The organism is Micromonospora pattaloongensis (genome assembly GCF_900107255.1).
In the GTDB taxonomy this organism is placed as follows: domain Bacteria; phylum Actinomycetota; class Actinomycetes; order Mycobacteriales; family Micromonosporaceae; genus Micromonospora_I; species Micromonospora_I pattaloongensis.
Genome location: NZ_FNPH01000003.1, coordinates 271,037 through 287,238 on the forward strand (window position 1 = coordinate 271,037; position 16,202 = coordinate 287,238).

At 71.3% G+C, this 16,202-nt stretch carries 15 protein-coding genes; 5 read left to right on the top strand and 10 right to left on the bottom strand.

What is annotated here, in order from left to right:
• Positions 1–24 precede the first annotated feature (24 nt).
• Together adh and BLW47_RS10680 are read left to right on the top strand one after the other, a co-directional pair.
• Positions 25–1,530, top strand: a complete 1,506-nt coding sequence (gene adh / locus BLW47_RS10675) for an aldehyde dehydrogenase (RefSeq protein ID WP_091555090.1) — start codon at positions 25–27, stop codon at positions 1,528–1,530.
• Positions 1,530–1,904: a DUF779 domain-containing protein gene (locus BLW47_RS10680; RefSeq protein ID WP_091555093.1), complete on the top strand. Its 375-nt coding sequence runs from the start codon at positions 1,530–1,532 to the stop codon at positions 1,902–1,904. Before adh ends, BLW47_RS10680 begins: the two co-directional genes overlap by 1 nt.
• Positions 1,905–1,921: 17 nt before the next feature.
• Here the strand turns inward: BLW47_RS10680 and speB are convergent, their stop codons facing one another.
• Genes speB through BLW47_RS10710 form a run of 6 tightly spaced genes read right to left on the bottom strand, consistent with a single transcriptional unit; the run spans position 1,922 to position 8,288 of the window.
• Positions 1,922–2,935: an agmatinase gene (gene speB / locus BLW47_RS10685; RefSeq protein WP_091555762.1), complete on the bottom strand. Its 1,014-nt coding sequence runs from the start codon at positions 2,933–2,935 to the stop codon at positions 1,922–1,924.
• Positions 2,936–2,937: 2 nt separating this feature from the next.
• On the bottom strand, positions 2,938–4,164 hold the full coding sequence (locus tag BLW47_RS10690) for a saccharopine dehydrogenase family protein (RefSeq protein ID WP_091555096.1): 1,227 nt from the start codon (positions 4,162–4,164) through the stop codon (positions 2,938–2,940).
• 25 nt (positions 4,165–4,189) lie between these two features.
• The gene (locus BLW47_RS10695) at positions 4,190–4,987 is read right to left on the bottom strand and encodes an ABC transporter permease (protein WP_091555098.1); all 798 of its coding nucleotides are present in this window, start codon (positions 4,985–4,987) and stop codon (positions 4,190–4,192) included.
• Positions 4,987–5,907: an ABC transporter permease gene (locus BLW47_RS10700; RefSeq protein WP_091555101.1), complete on the bottom strand. Its 921-nt coding sequence runs from the start codon at positions 5,905–5,907 to the stop codon at positions 4,987–4,989. The genes BLW47_RS10695 and BLW47_RS10700 overlap by 1 nt, the downstream gene beginning before the upstream one ends.
• A complete protein-coding gene (locus BLW47_RS10705) occupies positions 5,904–7,055 on the bottom strand; it encodes an ABC transporter ATP-binding protein (protein WP_091555102.1) in 1,152 nt (383 codons plus the stop codon). Before BLW47_RS10705 ends, BLW47_RS10700 begins: the two co-directional genes overlap by 4 nt.
• A gap of 6 nt (positions 7,056–7,061) precedes the next feature.
• Positions 7,062–8,288, bottom strand: a complete 1,227-nt coding sequence (locus BLW47_RS10710) for an ABC transporter substrate-binding protein (RefSeq protein ID WP_091555104.1) — start codon at positions 8,286–8,288, stop codon at positions 7,062–7,064.
• Between the two features lie 228 nt (positions 8,289–8,516).
• Between BLW47_RS10710 and BLW47_RS10715 the strand changes: the two genes are divergently transcribed.
• Both BLW47_RS10715 and BLW47_RS10720 read left to right on the top strand, forming a co-directional pair.
• Complete coding sequence (locus BLW47_RS10715; protein ID WP_091555106.1) at positions 8,517–9,029, top strand: Lrp/AsnC family transcriptional regulator; 513 nt, start codon at positions 8,517–8,519, stop codon at positions 9,027–9,029.
• 154 nt (positions 9,030–9,183) lie between these two features.
• Positions 9,184–10,530 (top strand): aspartate aminotransferase family protein, encoded by a 1,347-nt coding sequence (locus BLW47_RS10720; RefSeq protein ID WP_091555108.1) that lies wholly within the window; start codon positions 9,184–9,186, stop codon positions 10,528–10,530.
• Between the two features lie 18 nt (positions 10,531–10,548).
• On the opposite strand, the gene BLW47_RS10725 is transcribed toward BLW47_RS10720, so the two are convergent.
• On the bottom strand, positions 10,549–10,917 hold the full coding sequence (locus BLW47_RS10725; RefSeq protein WP_091555764.1) for a DUF3499 domain-containing protein: 369 nt from the start codon (positions 10,915–10,917) through the stop codon (positions 10,549–10,551).
• A gap of 124 nt (positions 10,918–11,041) precedes the next feature.
• Here BLW47_RS10725 and BLW47_RS10730 point away from each other — a divergent pair, with 124 nt between their 5' ends.
• Positions 11,042–11,494, top strand: a complete 453-nt coding sequence (locus BLW47_RS10730; protein ID WP_091555110.1) for a metallopeptidase family protein — start codon at positions 11,042–11,044, stop codon at positions 11,492–11,494.
• A gap of 161 nt (positions 11,495–11,655) precedes the next feature.
• On the opposite strand, the gene BLW47_RS10735 is transcribed toward BLW47_RS10730, so the two are convergent.
• The 3 genes from BLW47_RS10735 to BLW47_RS10745 all read right to left on the bottom strand — a co-directional run bounded on the left by BLW47_RS10735 (position 11,656) and on the right by BLW47_RS10745 (position 16,089).
• The gene (locus tag BLW47_RS10735) at positions 11,656–11,913 is read right to left on the bottom strand and encodes a WhiB family transcriptional regulator (protein ID WP_091555113.1); all 258 of its coding nucleotides are present in this window, start codon (positions 11,911–11,913) and stop codon (positions 11,656–11,658) included.
• A 567-nt stretch (positions 11,914–12,480) separates the two neighbouring features.
• On the bottom strand, positions 12,481–15,030 hold the full coding sequence (locus BLW47_RS10740) for a bifunctional FO biosynthesis protein CofGH (protein ID WP_091555115.1): 2,550 nt from the start codon (positions 15,028–15,030) through the stop codon (positions 12,481–12,483).
• A 102-nt stretch (positions 15,031–15,132) separates the two neighbouring features.
• A complete protein-coding gene (locus tag BLW47_RS10745; protein ID WP_091555117.1) occupies positions 15,133–16,089 on the bottom strand; it encodes a polyadenylate binding domain-containing protein in 957 nt (318 codons plus the stop codon).
• Between the last annotated feature and the right edge of the window lie 113 nt (positions 16,090–16,202).

Consider the following 16,202-nt stretch of genomic DNA (forward strand, 5'->3'; position numbering starts at 1 on the left):
CCGCACCACGTCGGGAGGCAACCCATGACCCGGTACGACCCGCCCACCTCGTACGAGTCCCGCTACGACCACTGGATCGGCGGCGAATACGTCAAGCCGGTCCGCGGCGAGTACTTCGCGAACCCGACCCCCGTCACCGGCCAGCCCTTCACCGAGGTCGCCCGGGGCACCGCGGAGGACGTCGAGCGGGCGCTGGACGCGGCGCACGGCGCCGCCGACGCCTGGGGCCGGACCTCGGTCGCCGAGCGCGCCACCATCCTCAACCGGATCGCCGACCGGATGGAGGAGAACCTCGAACTGCTCGCTGTCGCGGAGACCTGGGAGAACGGCAAGCCGGTCCGGGAGACGCTCGCCGCGGACATCCCACTGGCCATCGACCACTTCCGCTACTTCGCCGGCGCGATCCGTGCCCAGGAGGGCTCGCTCGGCGAGATCGACGACGACACGGTCGCGTACCACTTCCACGAGCCGCTCGGCGTGGTCGGCCAGATCATCCCGTGGAACTTCCCGCTGCTGATGGCGACCTGGAAGCTCGCCCCGGCGCTCGCCGCCGGCAACGCCGTGGTGCTCAAGCCGGCGGAGCAGACGCCGGCCTCCATCCACGTCTGGATGAGCCTGATGGCCGACCTGCTGCCGCCGGGCGTGGTCAACATCGTCAACGGCTTCGGCGTGGAGGCGGGCAAGCCGCTGGCGAGCAGCCCGCGGGTGGCGAAGGTGGCGTTCACCGGCGAGACCACCACCGGGCGACTGATCATGCAGTACGCCAGCGAGAACATCAAGCCGGTGACGCTGGAGCTGGGCGGCAAGAGCCCGAACATCTTCTTCGCCGACGTCAGCGCCGACCGTGACGACTTCTACGACAAGGCGCTCGAGGGCTTCGCGATGTTCGCCCTCAACCAGGGCGAGGTCTGCACGTGCCCGTCGCGGGCGCTGGTCCAGCAGAGCCACTACGACGACTTCCTGGCGGCGGCGACCGAGCGGGTGGCGGCGATCAGGCAGGGGCATCCGCTGGACACCGACACGATGGTCGGGGCGCAGGCGTCGAACGACCAACTGGAGAAGATCCTGTCCTATCTGGAGATCGGCCGCCAGGAGGGGGCGAAAGTCCGGATCGGTGGCGAGCGGGCCGACCTGGGCGGCGAGCTCTCCGGGGGCTACTACGTGCAGCCGACCGTCTTCGAGGGCGACAACTCGATGCGGATCTTCCAGGAGGAGATCTTCGGCCCCGTCGTCTCGGTCACCTCGTTCGCGGACTTCGCGGACGCCGTCAAGATCGCCAACGACACCCTGTACGGCCTCGGCGCCGGGGTCTGGACCCGCGACATGAACACCGCATACCGCGCCGGCCGGGCCATCCAGGCCGGGCGGGTCTGGACGAACTGCTACCACGCCTACCCGGCACACGCCGCGTTCGGCGGGTACAAGCAGTCCGGCATCGGCCGGGAGAACCACAAGATGATGCTGGAGCACTACCAGCAGACCAAGAACCTGCTGGTCAGCTACTCCCCCAAGAAGCTCGGCTTCTTCTGATGGCCGTCTCCCGGGTCGACGTGACCCCCGCGGCGGCCGAGCTGATCCGGTCGCTGCGGGGCCGTCACGGCCCGCTGATGTTCCACCAGTCGGGCGGCTGCTGCGACGGCAGCGCGCCGATGTGCTACCCGGCCGGCGAGTTCCGGACCGGAGGCTCGGACGTGCTGCTGGCCTCCCTGGAGGTCGAGGGGGTCGCGGAGCCGGTCGGGTTCTGGATGTCGGCGTCGCAGTTCGAACGCTGGCGCCACACCCACCTGACCGTGGACGTGGTGCCCGGCCGCGGCAGCGGCTTCTCGCTGGAAGCGCCAGAGGGGGTGCGTTTCCTGATCCGCTCCCGCGTCCTCACCCCGTCCGAACTGGCGGCGCTGGACTGACCCCGTCTCGGGGGGTCTCAGCGGCCGTCGAGGAGGGGCTGGGCGGGGTCCCAGCGGGTGCCCTCGGCGGCGTCGCGGCGACGGCGCGCGATGCCGCTGAGGGCCTCCAGCACCACGCGGTTACCCAGGTACGCGGTGATCTCGGCGTGGTCGTACGGCGGGGAGACCTCGACGACGTCCACGCCGACCACCGGCAGCTCGTAGCAGCAGCGCCGCACCGCGTCGAGCAGCTGTCGCGCGGTCAGCCCGCCCGGCTCCGGAGTGCCGGTGCCCGGCGCCATGCCGGGGTCGACCACGTCGACGTCGACCGAGAGGAAGACCCCGTCGCACTCGTCGGTCGCGATGTCGAACGCCTCGGTCAGGCAGGCGTCCAGGCCGCGCGCCACGATCTCGGTCATCTCGTACGACCGCATCCGCTGCCCGGCCATCCAGGAGAGCGTCTCCGGACCCGGCCAGTAGCCGCGCAGCCCGATCTGCAGGAAGCGGTCGCCGCGCACCGCGCCGGACTCGATCAGCCGCCGCATCGGCTGTCCGTGCCCGTACAGCGAGCCGAACTCCACGTCACCGGTGTCGGCGTGCGCGTCGAAGTGCACCAGCGACACCCGACCGAAGCCGAGGTGCCGGGCGGCCCCGGTGGCGTCCGGCAGCGCGATGGTGTGGTCGCCGCCGAGCACGATCGGGATCGCGCCCGCGGCGGTGACCGCGTGCACCGCCTCCTCCAGCGCCGTCAGCGAGCCCTCGATGTCGCCGGCGAACATCTCGACGTCGCCGGCGTCGTAGACGGTGAGATCCTGCAGCGCGTCGACCCGCAGCGCCAACGAGGGGCGGGACCCGTCGTGCGGCAGGTAGCACGCCTGGCGGATCGCCGACGGACCGAAGCGGGTGCCGGGTCGGTGCGAGGTGCCGCCGTCGAAGGGGGCGCCGACGATGACCACGTCCGCGTCGGCGTACGTCGCGGGTTCGCCGAGGGCGCAGCGTTCGACCCCGAGGAACGTCACGTCCGGCCCGAACATCGGCCCGTAGCGCGGCAGCGTCATCGGCGCACGCCCCCGCCGCCGACGGAGTCGCGCAGGCCCCACGGCGAGCCGTAGGCGGTGAGCAGGTCGAGGAACGGCTTGGGCGGCAGCGCCTCGGGGCCGAGAACGCCGGTGCCGGACCACTGGCCCGAGGCGAGCAGCTCCAGCGCCACCACCGGGTTGATCGCGGTCTGCCAGACCACCGCCTGGTGGCCGTACTCGGCCATCGACCACTCGTTGTCCACCACGTGGTAGAGGTACACCTCGCGCGGCGAGCCGTCCTTACCCGTGCCGGTGACCCAGGTGCCGGCGCAGGTCTTGCCGCGCATCCTGTCGCCGAGCGTCGCCGGGTCCGGCAGGCAGGCCGCGACCACGTCCCGCGGCGACACCGACGCGCCCCCGACGGACACCGGTCGGGTCGAGTCCAGCCCGAGCTTGTGCAACGTCTTGAGCACCTCGATGAACTCGTTGCCCAGGCCGTACTTGAAGGTCACCCGCTTCGCCGGCACCCAGCGCGGGATCAGCAGCACCTCCTCGTGCTCCACGTTGACGCACTCGACCGGGCCGATCCCCTCCGGGAAGTCGAAGACCTCGGGCTCGGAGAACGGCGCGGTGGTGAACCAGCCGCGGTCGGCCTCCCAGATCACCGGCGGGTTCAGGCACTCCTCGATCGTGGTCCAGATGGAGAACGAGGGCGCGAACTCGTAGCCGTCGACCACCAGGTTCGCGCCGTCACGCACGCCGATCTCGTCGATCGAGGCGAAGAGCTCGTCGGCGGCGTACCGGGCGAAGACGTCGGAGAGCCCCGGCTCCACGCCGATCCCGACCAGCGCCAGCCGGCCGGAGTCCGCCCAGGCGGGCTCGGCCGCGAACTGCTCGTCGCCGAGCTTCACGCCGCATCGTCCGTGCGGGTCCTCCGGGTCGGGCCGGGACAGCGACATCGCCATGTCCAGATAGTCGGCGCCCGCGGCCAGCGCGCCGGAGAAGATCGGCATCACGAAGCGCGGATCGACGGCGTTCAGCACGTGCGTGATGCGGTGCTCGCGGCAGAGCGCGGTCACCGCGTCGGCCGAGGAGGCGTCGACGGTGGCCGGCACGAACCGGTCGTCGAGACCGGCCACCGCGCGCCGCGCGCGGTCGGGGTCGTAGTCGGCCACGACCATCGTCTCGAAGAAGGAGCGCCGGGCCGCGATGGCGACGGCGGCGGAGCCGACGCCGCCGGCGCCGACGAGCAGGATGCGCATGGAAAAACCTTTCCGGGTACGGAGCTCAGGCGGCCACGCCGCGCCGCCGCCGGACCGAGCCGCCCAACACCAGCAGCAGCGCGATCACGAACATGGCGGTGCCGATCACGTTCACCTGCGGCGGGATGCCGCGCTGCGCGGCGCCCCAGACGTACATCGGGAACGTGACGGTCGAGCTGCCGGCGTTGAAGTTGGTGATGATGAAGTCGTCGAAGGAGAGCGAGAACGACAGCAGCGCCGCCGCGAGGATGCCCGGGAAGACCAGCGGGAACGTGACCCGGCGGAAGGTCTGCCACTCGCTGGCGTAGAGGTCCATCGCCGCCTCCTCGAGCCGGGCGTCCAGCCCGGCCAGCCGCGCCTTCACGGTGACCACCACGAAGGAGACGCAGAACATCACGTGGGCGATCACCACGGTCCAGAACCCGAGCGGCATCCCGGCGGCGACGAAGAGCGCGAGCAGCGACGAGCCCATCACGACCTCGGGCGTCGCCATCGGCAGGAAGATCAGCAGGTTGGTGGCGGCCCGGCCGCGGAAACGGTGCCGGACCATCGCGAACGCCATCAGCGTGCCGAGCAGCGTGGCGACGAGCGTCGCGAGCAGTCCGATCTGGACACTGAGTAGCAGCGACGAACACATGTCGCCGGGGCCGCAGGGGTTGCGCCAGTTGTCGAGCGTGAACTCGTTGAAGTCGTAGGAGAGCCGGTTCGAGGGGCGGTTGAACGACAGCGCCGCCACCACGGCGATCGGCAGGAACAGGTAGCCGAGCACGAGCAGCGCGAGCGCGAGCACCCAGCGCTCCGCGATCCAGCGTCCGAACCTCATCACACCACCTCGTCGGTACCGGCCCGGCGCACGTACACGAAGACGATCGCCAGGATCACCGCCATGAAGAGGAAGGAGAGCGCCGCGGCCTGCGGGTAGTCCAGCCGCACCAGGAACGCCGAGTCGATGACGTTGCCGATCATGTATTCGTTGGGGGTGCCGAGCAGCTCGGCGTTGATGTAGTCACCGGACGCGGGGATGAAGAAGAGCAGCGTCCCGGCGACCAGCCCCGGCATCGACAACGGCAGCGTCACCCGGCGGAAGACGCGCACGGGGCTGGCGTACAGGTCGCTCGCCGCCTCCAGCAGCCGGTAGTCCAACCGTTCCAGGTTGGCGTAGAGCGGAAGCACCATGAACGGCAGGAAGTTGTAGGTCAGGCCGAGCACCACCGCGGCGGGCGTGGCGAGCAGCCGGCCGTCGGGGGCGAGCAGGTGCAGGTCGCGCAGCAGGCCCACCAGCCAGCCGTTGTCCGACAGGATCGTCTTCCAGGCGAGCGTGCGCAGCAGGAAGCTGGTGAACATCGGCGCGACGACGCAGACCAGCATCAGGTTCTTCCACCGGCCGGCCTTCTGCGCGATCGCGTACGCCAGCGGGTAGCCCAGCAGCACGGCGAGCACCGTGGCGATGCCGGCATAGGCGAACGAGCGCGCGAACTGCGGCCAGTACGCCGCCAGCGCGTCCGGGTAGTTGCCGAACGCCCAGGTCATGGCGTAACCCAGGTCGAGCGAGCCGGCGGGGTCGTAGAGGCTGGTCGCGGCGAGCTGCACCGCCGGCACCGCGAAGAACAACGCCAGCCACAGCGCGCCGGGCAGCAACAGCAGGTACGGCAGCAGCCGGCGGCGTCGCTGCCCGGCGACCGGCTCCCGGACGGTGTCCTTCGGCCCGCCGACCGGCGCACCGACGTGCGACAGCACGCTCATGACGCCGCCGCCACCGCGTCCGGCAGGATCGGCGCGGTCCGGTCGCCGGCCCCGGCCTCGCGCGGCAGCACGAACGCGTGCGCGGGGTGCCAGTGCGCGGTCACCGGGGTGCCGATCGGCACCTGGCCGCCGATCCCGGTGTTGGGGGCGAAGACGGCGAGCTCCGCGCCCCAGGCGGTGCGGACCAGGTACTGGGTGCTCACCCCGACGTACGAGGAGTCGGTCACCACGCCGTTCACGCCCTGGTGTCCGGCGGGGAGCGGGTCGCCGGCCGGCGCCAGGAAGAGCTTCTCCGGGCGTACGCCCAGGTGGACGTCGCCCTGCCGGACCCGTGCCCGCTCGACCGGCACCGAGAACCGCGACCCGTACGCCTCGATCAGCAGGTCCGCGCCGGACGTCCCGGTGACCGTCCCGGCGAGCAGGTTGGACTGGCCGAGGAAGTTCGCCACGAACGCGGTCGCGGGGAACTCGTAGATCTCGGCGGGCGCGCCGAGCTGCTCGATGCGCCCGGCGTTCATCACCGCGACCGTGTCGGCCATCGTCATGGCCTCCTCCTGGTCGTGGGTGACGTGCACGAACGTGATCCCGACCTCGGTCTGGATGCGCTTGAGTTCGATCTGCATCTGCCGGCGCAGCTTGAGGTCGAGCGCGCCGAGCGGCTCGTCGAGCAGCAGCACCTGCGGGTGGTTGATCAGCGCCCGGGCCAGCGCGACCCGCTGCTGCTGGCCGCCGGAGAGCTGGTTGGGCCGGCGCTTGCCGTACCCCTCCAGCTGCACCAGCGACAGCATCCGCTCGACCTGCCCGGCGATCTCCTTCACGCGGCGGCGGCGCAGTCCGAACGCCACGTTCTCGAAGATGTCGAGGTGCGGGAAGAGCGCGTAGCTCTGGAAGACCGTGTTCACCGGCCGCTTGTACGGCCGCAGCCGGCTGATCTCCGCCCCGCCGAGCAGGATCTGTCCGGAGGTGGGCTGCTCCAGGCCGGCGACCATCCGCAGCGTGGTCGTCTTGCCGCAGCCCGAGGCGCCGAGCAGCGCGAAGAACGATCCCTGGGGGATGGTGAGGCTGAGATCGTCCACCGCCGTGAAGATCCCGAACCGCTTGGTGACGTTTGCCAGGCGCAGGTCGCCCGCCGGCCCGTTGTTCGCCATCGTCGACTACGCCCCGATCACTTGCTGGAACTTCTGCTCGTACGACCGTTCCTGCGCCTCGTCGAGGGCCATGAAGACCTTGGTGCGGGCGAGGATCGTGTGGTCCGGGAAGATCAGCGGGTTCTTCGCGAGCTCGGGGTCGATCTTCTCGGCCTCGGCCTGCGCGCCCTCGACCGGGCAGATGTAGTTGACGTACGCCGCGACCTCGGCCGCCACCTTCGGGTCGTAGTAGTGGTTCATGAGCTTCTCGGCGTTGCTCTTGTGGCTCGACCTGTTCGGCACGACCATGTTGTCCGAGAACATGATCGCCCCGGACTCGGGCACCACGAACTGGATCTTCGGGTTGTCGGCGGCGAGCTGGACGACGTCGCCGGACCATCCGATGCAGGCGACGATGTCCCCCTTGGCGAGCTCCGGGGCGTAGTCGTTGCCGGTGAACCGGCGGATCTGGCCGCCGGCCACGGCCTTGCGCAGCTTCTCCAGCGCGTCGTCGAACTGCGCGTCGGTGAACTTGGTCGGATCGTGCCCGTTCGACTGCAGCAGCAGGCCCATCGTGTCGCGCATCTCCGACAGCGCGGTCACCTTCCCCTTCAGGTCGGGGCGGGTGAGCAGCTCGTCGACGGTACGCACGTCCTTGGCGACGGTGCCGTTGAAGGCGATGCCGGCGATGCCGGACTGCCACGGCACGCCGTACTCGTCGTTGGTGTCGAAGGAGCGGGCCCGCAGCGACAGCAGCCGCTTGGCCTCGACGTTGGGCAGGTTGGTCTTGTCGAGCTTCTGCAGCCAGCCGAGCCGGATCATCCGCGCGGCGAGCCAGTCGGTGAGGACCATGATGTCCCGTCCGGTGGGCTGGCAGCCGGCGAGCTGGTTGCGCACCTTGCCGAAGAACTCGTTGTTGTCGTTGATGTCCTCGTTGTACGTGACCTGGATGCCGGTCTGCTGCTGGAAGGCGAGCAGCGTCGGTCGCTTCGACTCGTCCTTCTCGTCGACGTCGATATACTGCGGCCAGTTGGAGAAGTTGATGGTCTTCTCACCGGCGGAGAGGTCGTCGCTGACGCAGCTGCCCTCGGCCTTGCGCGCGCCCGCGGTGCCGCAGCCGGCCAATGTGACGCCGGCGCCGAGCAGCGCCCCGGACGCGAGGATGCCCCGCATGACGGCGCGCCGCGACGCGCGCGCCAGGCCGAGCACGGCCGCGGTTTCCGGTGAGGGTGACAGACGAGGTCGCTTGCGCATGTGCGGGCTCCCGAGAGGGGTCGACAGACGTGACGGGGTGTGCCGGTCGGCGTAAGCCAGGGTGCGATCCGAGGCCCGATCTTGACATGCTGTAACCGGCATCACAAGGGATTCCGTCGTGAATATCGCTCCCGCCTACGAAATGCGCCACAATCGCACGCGCCGTCCGCGATCGCGGGGCCGCCGGGCAGCACACTCGAAACGACCGGGACATACGGGGGAAACGACATGATCAACCGGCATGGCGACGATCGTCGCGGCGGCGGGCGCCGGGTGGTGCTGCGGGAGGGGAGCAACGCGCTCCTCGACGACGTCGCGAAACAGATCATCGAGCAGCTGCAGGAGGACGGCCGGCGGCCGTACGCGGCGATCGGCAAGGCGGTCGGGCTCTCCGAGGCGGCGGTGCGCCAGCGCGTGCAGCGACTGCTCGACGCCGGCGTGATGCAGATCGTCGCGGTGACGGACCCGCTCCAGCTCGGCTTCCCCCGGCAGGCGATGATCGGCCTGCGCACCTCCGGCGACCTGGAGCGGGTCGCGGACCGGCTGGCCGAGCTGGAGGAGGTGGACTACGTCGTGATCACCGCGGGGTCGTTCGACCTGCTCACCGAGGTTGTCTGCCGCAACGACGACCACCTGCTGGAGATCCTGCAGCGGCTGCGGGCCGTGGAGGGCGTGGTGTCGACGGAGGCGTTCGTCTACCTCAAGCTCCGTAAGCAGACCTACAGCTGGGGCACTGCGTAATTCGTGGCTGAAGGCGAGCTGGGCCACTGATTTCGTCGCCTGTCGCCGTTATGGCTGTCGGTAACACTTGCATCAGGGCGGACCGCTGTGCGATAACCGTGACCAGAGCGGCCGGCGCTGACCCGCACCGGCCCGACGACGCGATGGGGCTGACATGGCCAACGCCACCGACCACCTCTGGATGCATTTCACCCGGATGTCCAGCTACCGCGACGGCGAGGTGCCGACCATCGTCCGCGGCGAGGGCGCGTACGTCTGGGACTCCCGGGGACGCCGCTACCTCGACGGACTGGCCGGGCTGTTCGTCGTCAACGCCGGCCACGGCCGCACCGAGCTGGCCGAGGCCGCCGCGAAGCAGGCCTCCGAGCTCGCGTACTTCCCGCTCTGGTCGTACGCCCACCCGACCGCCGTCGAGCTGGCCGAGCGGATCGCGGCGTTGACCCCCGGCGACCTCAACCGGATCTTCTTCACGACGGGTGGATCCGAGGCGGTCGAGTCGGCGTGGAAACTCGCCCGCGCCTACTTCAAGCGGACCGGCAAGCCCACCAAACACAAGGTCGTCAGCCGCTACATCGCCTACCACGGCACCTCGATGGGGGCCCTGTCGATCACCGGACTGCCGGGCATCAAGAGCGACTTCGAGCCGCTCGTCCCGGGCGGCATCAAGGTGCCCAACACCAACTTCTACCGCGCGCCGGAGCACGGGGACTCCCCCGAGGCGTTCGGCCGGTGGGCGGCCGACGAAATCGGCCGGGCCATCGAGCGCGAGGGGCCGGAGACGGTGGCCGCGGTCTTCCTGGAGCCGGTGCAGAACTCCGGCGGCTGCTTCCCGCCGCCGCCCGGCTACTTCGAGCGGGTCCGCGAGATCTGCGACGCGTACGACGTACTGCTCGTCTCCGACGAGGTGATCTGCTCCTGGGGCCGGCTCGGCGAGTACTTCGGGGCCCAGCGCTACGGCTACCAACCCGACATCATCACCACCGCGAAGGGCATCACCTCCGGCTACGCCCCGCTCGGCGCGATGATCGCCTCAGACCGGCTGATCGAGCCGTTCCTGCACGACAGCAGCATGTTCGCGCACGGCATCACCTTCGGCGGGCACCCCGTCTCGTGCGCGGTGGCGCTCGCCAACCTCGACGTCTTCGCCCGTGAGGACCTGGTCGGGCACGTGCGCGCCACCGAGGGGGCCTTCCGGTCCACCCTGGAGAAGCTGACCGACCTGCCGATCGTCGGCGACGTCCGCGGCGACGGCTACTTCTACGGGATCGAACTGGTCAAGGACAAGGCGACCAGGGAGACGTTCGACGAGGCGGAGTCCGAGCGCCTGCTGCGCGGCTTCCTCTCCGGCGCGCTGTTCGAGGCCGGGCTCTACTGCCGCGCCGACGACCGCGGCGACCCGGTCGTCCAGCTCGCCCCGCCGCTGATCGCCGAGCAGGCCCAGTTCGATGAGATCGAGCAGATCCTGCGCGCGGTCCTGACCGAGGCGTGGCAGCGGCTCTGACGCCGAATATCCGACCCTTTAGTGGGTGGGGGGGATGACGCGGAGGTGGCCGCGGCGGCCGGTCTGCTGCCCGGACTGCGGGTCCTCGGGCAACTCGTCGGCGCGGGGCGGGGCCGGGCGCGCCGCCTCGCGCACCGCCTCGGCGAGCGCGACCAGGTCGTCGGTGGTCGGCGGCGGGGGCTCGAACTCGCCCTCGTGCCGCACGACCTCCCAGCCGCGCGGGGCGGTCAGGTTGCGGGCGTGCGGCTCACACAGGTCGTACGTGTGTGGCTCGGCAAATGCCGCGAGTGGCCCCACGACCGCCGTCGACTCGTTGTAGACATAGGTCAACGTGGCGACGGCCTGACGGGGGCAGCCGTTTCGGGAGCAACGCCGTGGTGACCTCACGGCGGGCACGTTATCGCCCCGGCCGCCTCCGGCGGTCCGCTTGGCGTTGCGACACGCCGGCAACCGTGATCCGCCACATTTCCGTCGCCACCGCCGGACTACTCTGGCGTTCGTGAGCGAGGCATTGACCACGGGCGGAGAACACCGCCGCCGTGACGCGGCCCGGCGGATCCGGCGGGACCGGCACGGGCGCGGCCTGCGGGGCCGCCTGGTGCCCGCGACCGTGCCGCTGGCGCGGACGAAGGCGGAGGTCTTCGACGACCTGGTGCTGGACACCGTCGAGACGCTCGAACGCCGCTTCGCCAAGGAACTGGCCGGGGTCGAGTTCGCGGTGGAGGACGTGCCGCCGGACCTGAACGTCTACGACTCGGACGTGCTGGAGGACGGCGAGGTGCCGCTGGCGCGGCTGCTGCCCGGCCGGCCGGGTCGGCAGGAGGTGCCGCCGCGCATCGTGCTGTACCGGCGACCGCTGGAGTTCCGCGCGATGGACCGCGAAGACCTGGCCGACCTGGTGCACGACGTGATCATCGAGCAGGTGGCGAACCTGCTCGGGGTGGACCCGGACGAACTCGCCTAGCGCGCCCGCCGGGACGCCCCGCGACGGCGCACCGGGGCCGGAAACGGCGGTCGGCCGGGTGGAGGCCACCCGGCCGACGTCCGACTTGGTACGCGTATCCCGCGGTCATGTCCGCCAGCGGCTCCCGCGGACATTGTCCGCCGTCGACGTCGCCGGACGCCTCAGGCGACCCGCCGCTTGAGCTTGCGCCGCTCCCGCTCGGACAGTCCACCCCAGATGCCGAACCGCTCGTCGTGGCCCAGCGCGTACTCCAGGCACTCGGCCTTCACGTCGCAGCGCGAACAGATGCGCTTCGCCTCACGGGTGGAGCCGCCCTTCTCCGGGAAGAACGCCTCGGGGTCGGTCTGCGAGCAGAGCGCCCGCTCCTGCCACTCCGGCGCGTTCCCGAGCAGGTCGGCCACTTCGAGTCGGCCGTCCATCGTCAGTGCCTCCTTATCGCGCGCCCGCGTCGTACGCCGGCGCAACCCCCCACGCGGAAGGCGTGTCCAATTCGTCCGTACGGTCCGCGTTTCGCCCGTCCCGTTCGAACGACCCCACCGAAATTACACGCGTGTAATGCGTGCGTAGTCAAGCGGAACCTGATAAATGGGGGGCTTCTCCTGACACCGTCCCGGGGGGAGCCGCGACGGGGCCGAAACCGCTCCCGCAATCTGCCCTATCGACCGAAACCCCAAACCGGTAACGGTTACCCCGGCGAGTCGCGCAAAAAACCGGCCGTGGCGGACCGTAAGTATGAGGTCACGTTCGGCGATCATGCTGGCACACCTCACCGCGAGGTGTCAGCGGAACGACGAAGGGCCGGCCTCCGGGACGCCGCAAAACACGCCGCAACCCGCGATTTCCACCCGATCGGCCGATCCGCACCCGGCACGGACAGTAACCCGATCACTCCATTTGGTCGATGAGCACCGGCCGCCGCAACGACCGGCCGAACTCGGCGACCGCGCCACCGCGCCACCGACGCGGACCCCCGGGCGCCGCGACGTTCAGCGCAGCTGGCCGTACGCCGTCGTGCGCTGCCGCGCGGTACGCCCGGCGGCCGCCGCGATCGCCTCCAGCTGGGCCACCGTGCGGGCGGAGCCGTTCTCCGAGCCCGCCATCCGGGAGATGGTCTCCTCCATCAGGGTGCCGCCGAGGTCGTTGCAGCCGCCGCGCAGCATCGCCACCGTGCCCTCGTCGCCGAGCTTCACCCAGGAGCACTGGATGTTGGCGATCCGGCCGTGCAGCAGCAGCCGCGCCATCGCGTGCACCACCCGGTTCTCCCGCCACGTCGGACCGGGGCGGGCGATCCCGGCCAGATAGATCGGGGCGTTGGTGTGCACGAACGGCAGCGCGACGAACTCGGTGAAGCCGCCGGTGCGGTCCTGGACGTCGGCCAGCACCCGGAAGTGCCCGAGCCACTGTCGCGGGTGGTCCACGTGGCCGTACATCATCGTCGAGCTCGACCGGATCCCCAGCTCGTGCGCCGTGCTCACCACCTCGACCCAGGTGGCGGCCGGGAGCTTGCCCTTGGTCAGCACCCAGCGCACGTCGTCGTCGAGGATCTCGGCGGCGGTGCCGGGGATCGTGTCCAGCCCCGCGTCCCGCAGCAGTCCGAGCCACTCGCGCACCGGAACGCCGGCCTTACCCGCCGCGGTGACGATCTCCATCGGCGAGAAGGCGTGCACGTGCAGACCGGGGACCCGTTCCTTGACGGCCCGGACCAGATCCGCGTACGCGGTCACCGGCAGCTTCGGGTCGATGCCGCCCTGCATGCACACCTCGGTCGCCCCCGCCCGCCAGGCCTCCTCCGCCCGATCGGCGACCTGCGTCAGCGACAGCCGGAACGCGTCGGCGTCCCGCTCCCGCTGCGCGAACGCGCAGAACCGGCAGCCCACGTAGCAGACGTTGGTGAAGTTGATGTTCCGGTTGACCACGTAGGTCACGTCGTCGCCGACCACGTCGCGCCGCACGTCGTCGGCGATCCGGCACAGCTCGTCCAGCGCCGCCCCGTCGGCGGCGAAGAGCGCCAGCGCGGCCGCCTCGTGCCGCGGCTCCAGCAGCGCGGCCGGGTCGTCGCCGGCGAGCCGCAGCCCGGCCCGCAGATCCGCCGGGAGCGCGGCGACGGACGGCGCGCCGGTCAGGTGCGCGGCAACCTCCGTCCAGTCGCCGTAGACGGAGTCGAAGTCGCCGCGGCGGTCGCCGGTGCGGCCGGTCGTGTCGATCGTATGGTGCAGATCCGTGCGACCCCCCGGAACGAACGCCTCCTCCGGCTCCTGCCACGGCCGCCCCACCGGGCGCGCCGCCTCGACCGCCAGACCCGTCGCCGGATCGGCCAGCGCGGACACGTGCGGCAGCAGCCGCGGGTCGAGCCACGGATCGCCGCGCCGCACGTACTCGGGGTAGATGGTCAGCCGCTCCCGCAGCGTGAACCCGGCCGCGGCCGACCGCGCCGCCAGCTCGTCGATCTGCGGCCACGGCCGCTCCGGGTTGACGTGGTCGGGCGTCACCGGCGACACCCCGCCCCAGTCGTCGATCCCCGCGCGCAGCAGCAGCGCGTACTCGTCGTCGATCAGGTTCGGCGGGGCCTGGATCCGGGCCTTCGGCCCGAGCACCACCCGGGCCACCGCGATCGTCGCCGCCAGCTCACGCAGCTCCGCGTCCGGCATGCCCCGCATCGCGGTGTCCGGCTTGGCGCGGAAGTTCTGCACGATGACTTCCTGGATGTGCCCGTACTCGCGGGCCGCGCGGCGGATCGCGAACAGCGCGTCGGCCCGCTCGGCGAGCGTCTCGCCGATGCCGATCAGGATGCCGGTGGTGAACGGCACCCCGACCCGGCCGGCGTCCTCCAGCACCCGCAACCGCACCGCCGGCTCCTTGTCCGGGGAGCCGTAGTGCGGGCCACCGGGCTCCGACCAGAGCCGCGTCGCGGTCGTCTCCAGCATCATGCCCATGCTCGGCGCGACCGGCTTGAGCCGCTGCAGCTCCGCCCAGGACAACACGCCCGGGTTGAGGTGCGGCAGCAGCCCGGTCTCCTCCAGCACCGCGATCGCGCTGGCCCGCACGTAGTCCAGGGTGGAGTCGTATCCCCGCTCGTCCAGCCACTGCCGGGCCGCCGGCCACCGCTGTTCCGGCCGGTCCCCCAGCGTGAACAGCGCCTCCTTGCACCCCTGCGCCGCGCCCGCGCGGGCGATCGCCAGCACCTCGTCGCGGTCGAGGAACGCCGCGGGCAGCCGGTGCGGAACCGTCGCGAACGTGCAGTAGTGGCAGCGGTCCCGGCAGAGCCGGGTCAGCGGGATGAAGACCTTCTTCGAGTACGTCACCACGCCGGGCCGGCCCGCCTCGCGCAGCCCCGCGTCGCGCACCGCGCCGGCGACACCCAGCAACTCGTCCAGGTGCCCGTCGCGCGCGGCGAGCAGCACCGCCGCCTCCTGCACGTCGAGCCCGCGGCCGTCCGCCGCCCGCCGCAGCGCGCGCCGCAACGCCGCTTCCGTCGGCGCGGACCCGTCCGGCCGCGCGAGTGCCTGGTTCGATCCCGATTGCGTGCGATCAGCCACCCGGAAAGCCTAGGCCCTGCCACCGTCGACGCAGTGCGGTGAACGCCACATGGACGTGGCGGGCGCCCCACGGGGCACCCGCCACGAATGTCACCGCCGGCGTTACCGCGGATCCTCCGGCTTGATCACCTGGGTGCGCTGGCCGTCGTCCTCCGACCCGCTCGGCTGCTCCCCGCCCGGCTGCGCGCCGAGCGGCTTGATGACCTGCGTGCGCTCCCCCGTCTCGCCGTCGCCGGTCGGCTGCGGCGGCACCGGGATCGACTGGGTCGGCTCGGCCGCGGGCGGCGTCGAGACAGGCGCCGCGCCCGGCTGCGCCGGGGGCGCGGCGTGCGGCGCCGGCGGAGCCGACTGGGGCGCGGGCGGGAACGACTGCGGGGCGCCCGGGTACGGGGCACCGAACTGCGGCTGACCGGGCGCGCCGGACTGCCCGTACGGCGGCGCGGGGTAGCCGGGCTGACCGTACGGGTAGCCCTGCGGGTGGCCGCCCTGCGGTGCGCCGTACTGCTGCGGGTAGCCGGGCTGGCCGTACGGGTGCGGCTGGCCGTACACACCGGGCTGCGGCTTCGGCTTGGGCACGTAGTAGAGGGTGCGCCAGAGCTTGAACACGGCGTACGCGGCGACGCCGAGAACGGCGAGCCAGGCGAGCCGGACCAGCAGGGTCAGGAAGCCGAGCCACACGCTGCGCTCCATGAGCGCCACCAGTCCGATCAGCACCCCGAAGAGCACCCCGAAGAACGCGGCGACGGCGTACTCGACCAGGGCGATCAGCGTGATCAGCTTGGCCCGGCGGACGGCCGGCCGGACGTGGGTGGCGAGCAGCACCGCCACGATCGGCAGCGCGATGGTGGTCAGGCTGACGAAGCCGTCGAAGCTGCCGGCCGCGCGCAACGTGAACGGTGCGGTGAACTCGGTGTCCGAGAAGAGCAGTCGGAGCAGCGCGACGAACATGAAGACGGCGTTGGCGCCGAGGAGTACCAGGGCGGCGAGCTCGCGGAGGGGCTTCGTGATCTCACTGGCCGGCGCACCGTCGGTGGGCGCGGCCCCGGGTTGGGTGGTCAATGATCCCCCTGTGCACAGATGGCGGACGGATGCGCCCGTGAGCGTAGCCGGACGGGCTGTCCGTTGAATCCCCGAAGTGAGCGCCATCGAAACCGCGCAACCCGCCGTGCGGC

Bases quoted from the DNA above. Each gene is read 5' to 3' on its own strand.
- BLW47_RS10735 (WP_091555113.1), bottom strand. From the start codon at position 11,913: ATGGACGGCCGACTCGAAGTGGCCGACCTGCTCGGGAACGCGCCGGAG.
- BLW47_RS10680 (WP_091555093.1), top strand. From the start codon at position 1,530: ATGGCCGTCTCCCGGGTCGACGTGACCCCCGCGGCGGCCGAGCTGATC.
- BLW47_RS10705 (WP_091555102.1), bottom strand. From the start codon at position 7,055: ATGGCGAACAACGGGCCGGCGGGCGACCTGCGCCTGGCAAACGTCACC.
- BLW47_RS10715 (WP_091555106.1), top strand. From the start codon at position 8,517: ATGATCAACCGGCATGGCGACGATCGTCGCGGCGGCGGGCGCCGGGTG.
- BLW47_RS10690 (WP_091555096.1), bottom strand. From the start codon at position 4,164: ATGCGCATCCTGCTCGTCGGCGCCGGCGGCGTCGGCTCCGCCGCCGTC.
- BLW47_RS10695 (WP_091555098.1), bottom strand. From the start codon at position 4,987: ATGAGGTTCGGACGCTGGATCGCGGAGCGCTGGGTGCTCGCGCTCGCG.
- adh (WP_091555090.1), top strand. From the start codon at position 25: ATGACCCGGTACGACCCGCCCACCTCGTACGAGTCCCGCTACGACCAC.
- BLW47_RS10720 (WP_091555108.1), top strand. From the start codon at position 9,184: ATGGCCAACGCCACCGACCACCTCTGGATGCATTTCACCCGGATGTCC.
- BLW47_RS10700 (WP_091555101.1), bottom strand. From the start codon at position 5,907: ATGAGCGTGCTGTCGCACGTCGGTGCGCCGGTCGGCGGGCCGAAGGAC.
- BLW47_RS10710 (WP_091555104.1), bottom strand. From the start codon at position 8,288: ATGCGCAAGCGACCTCGTCTGTCACCCTCACCGGAAACCGCGGCCGTG.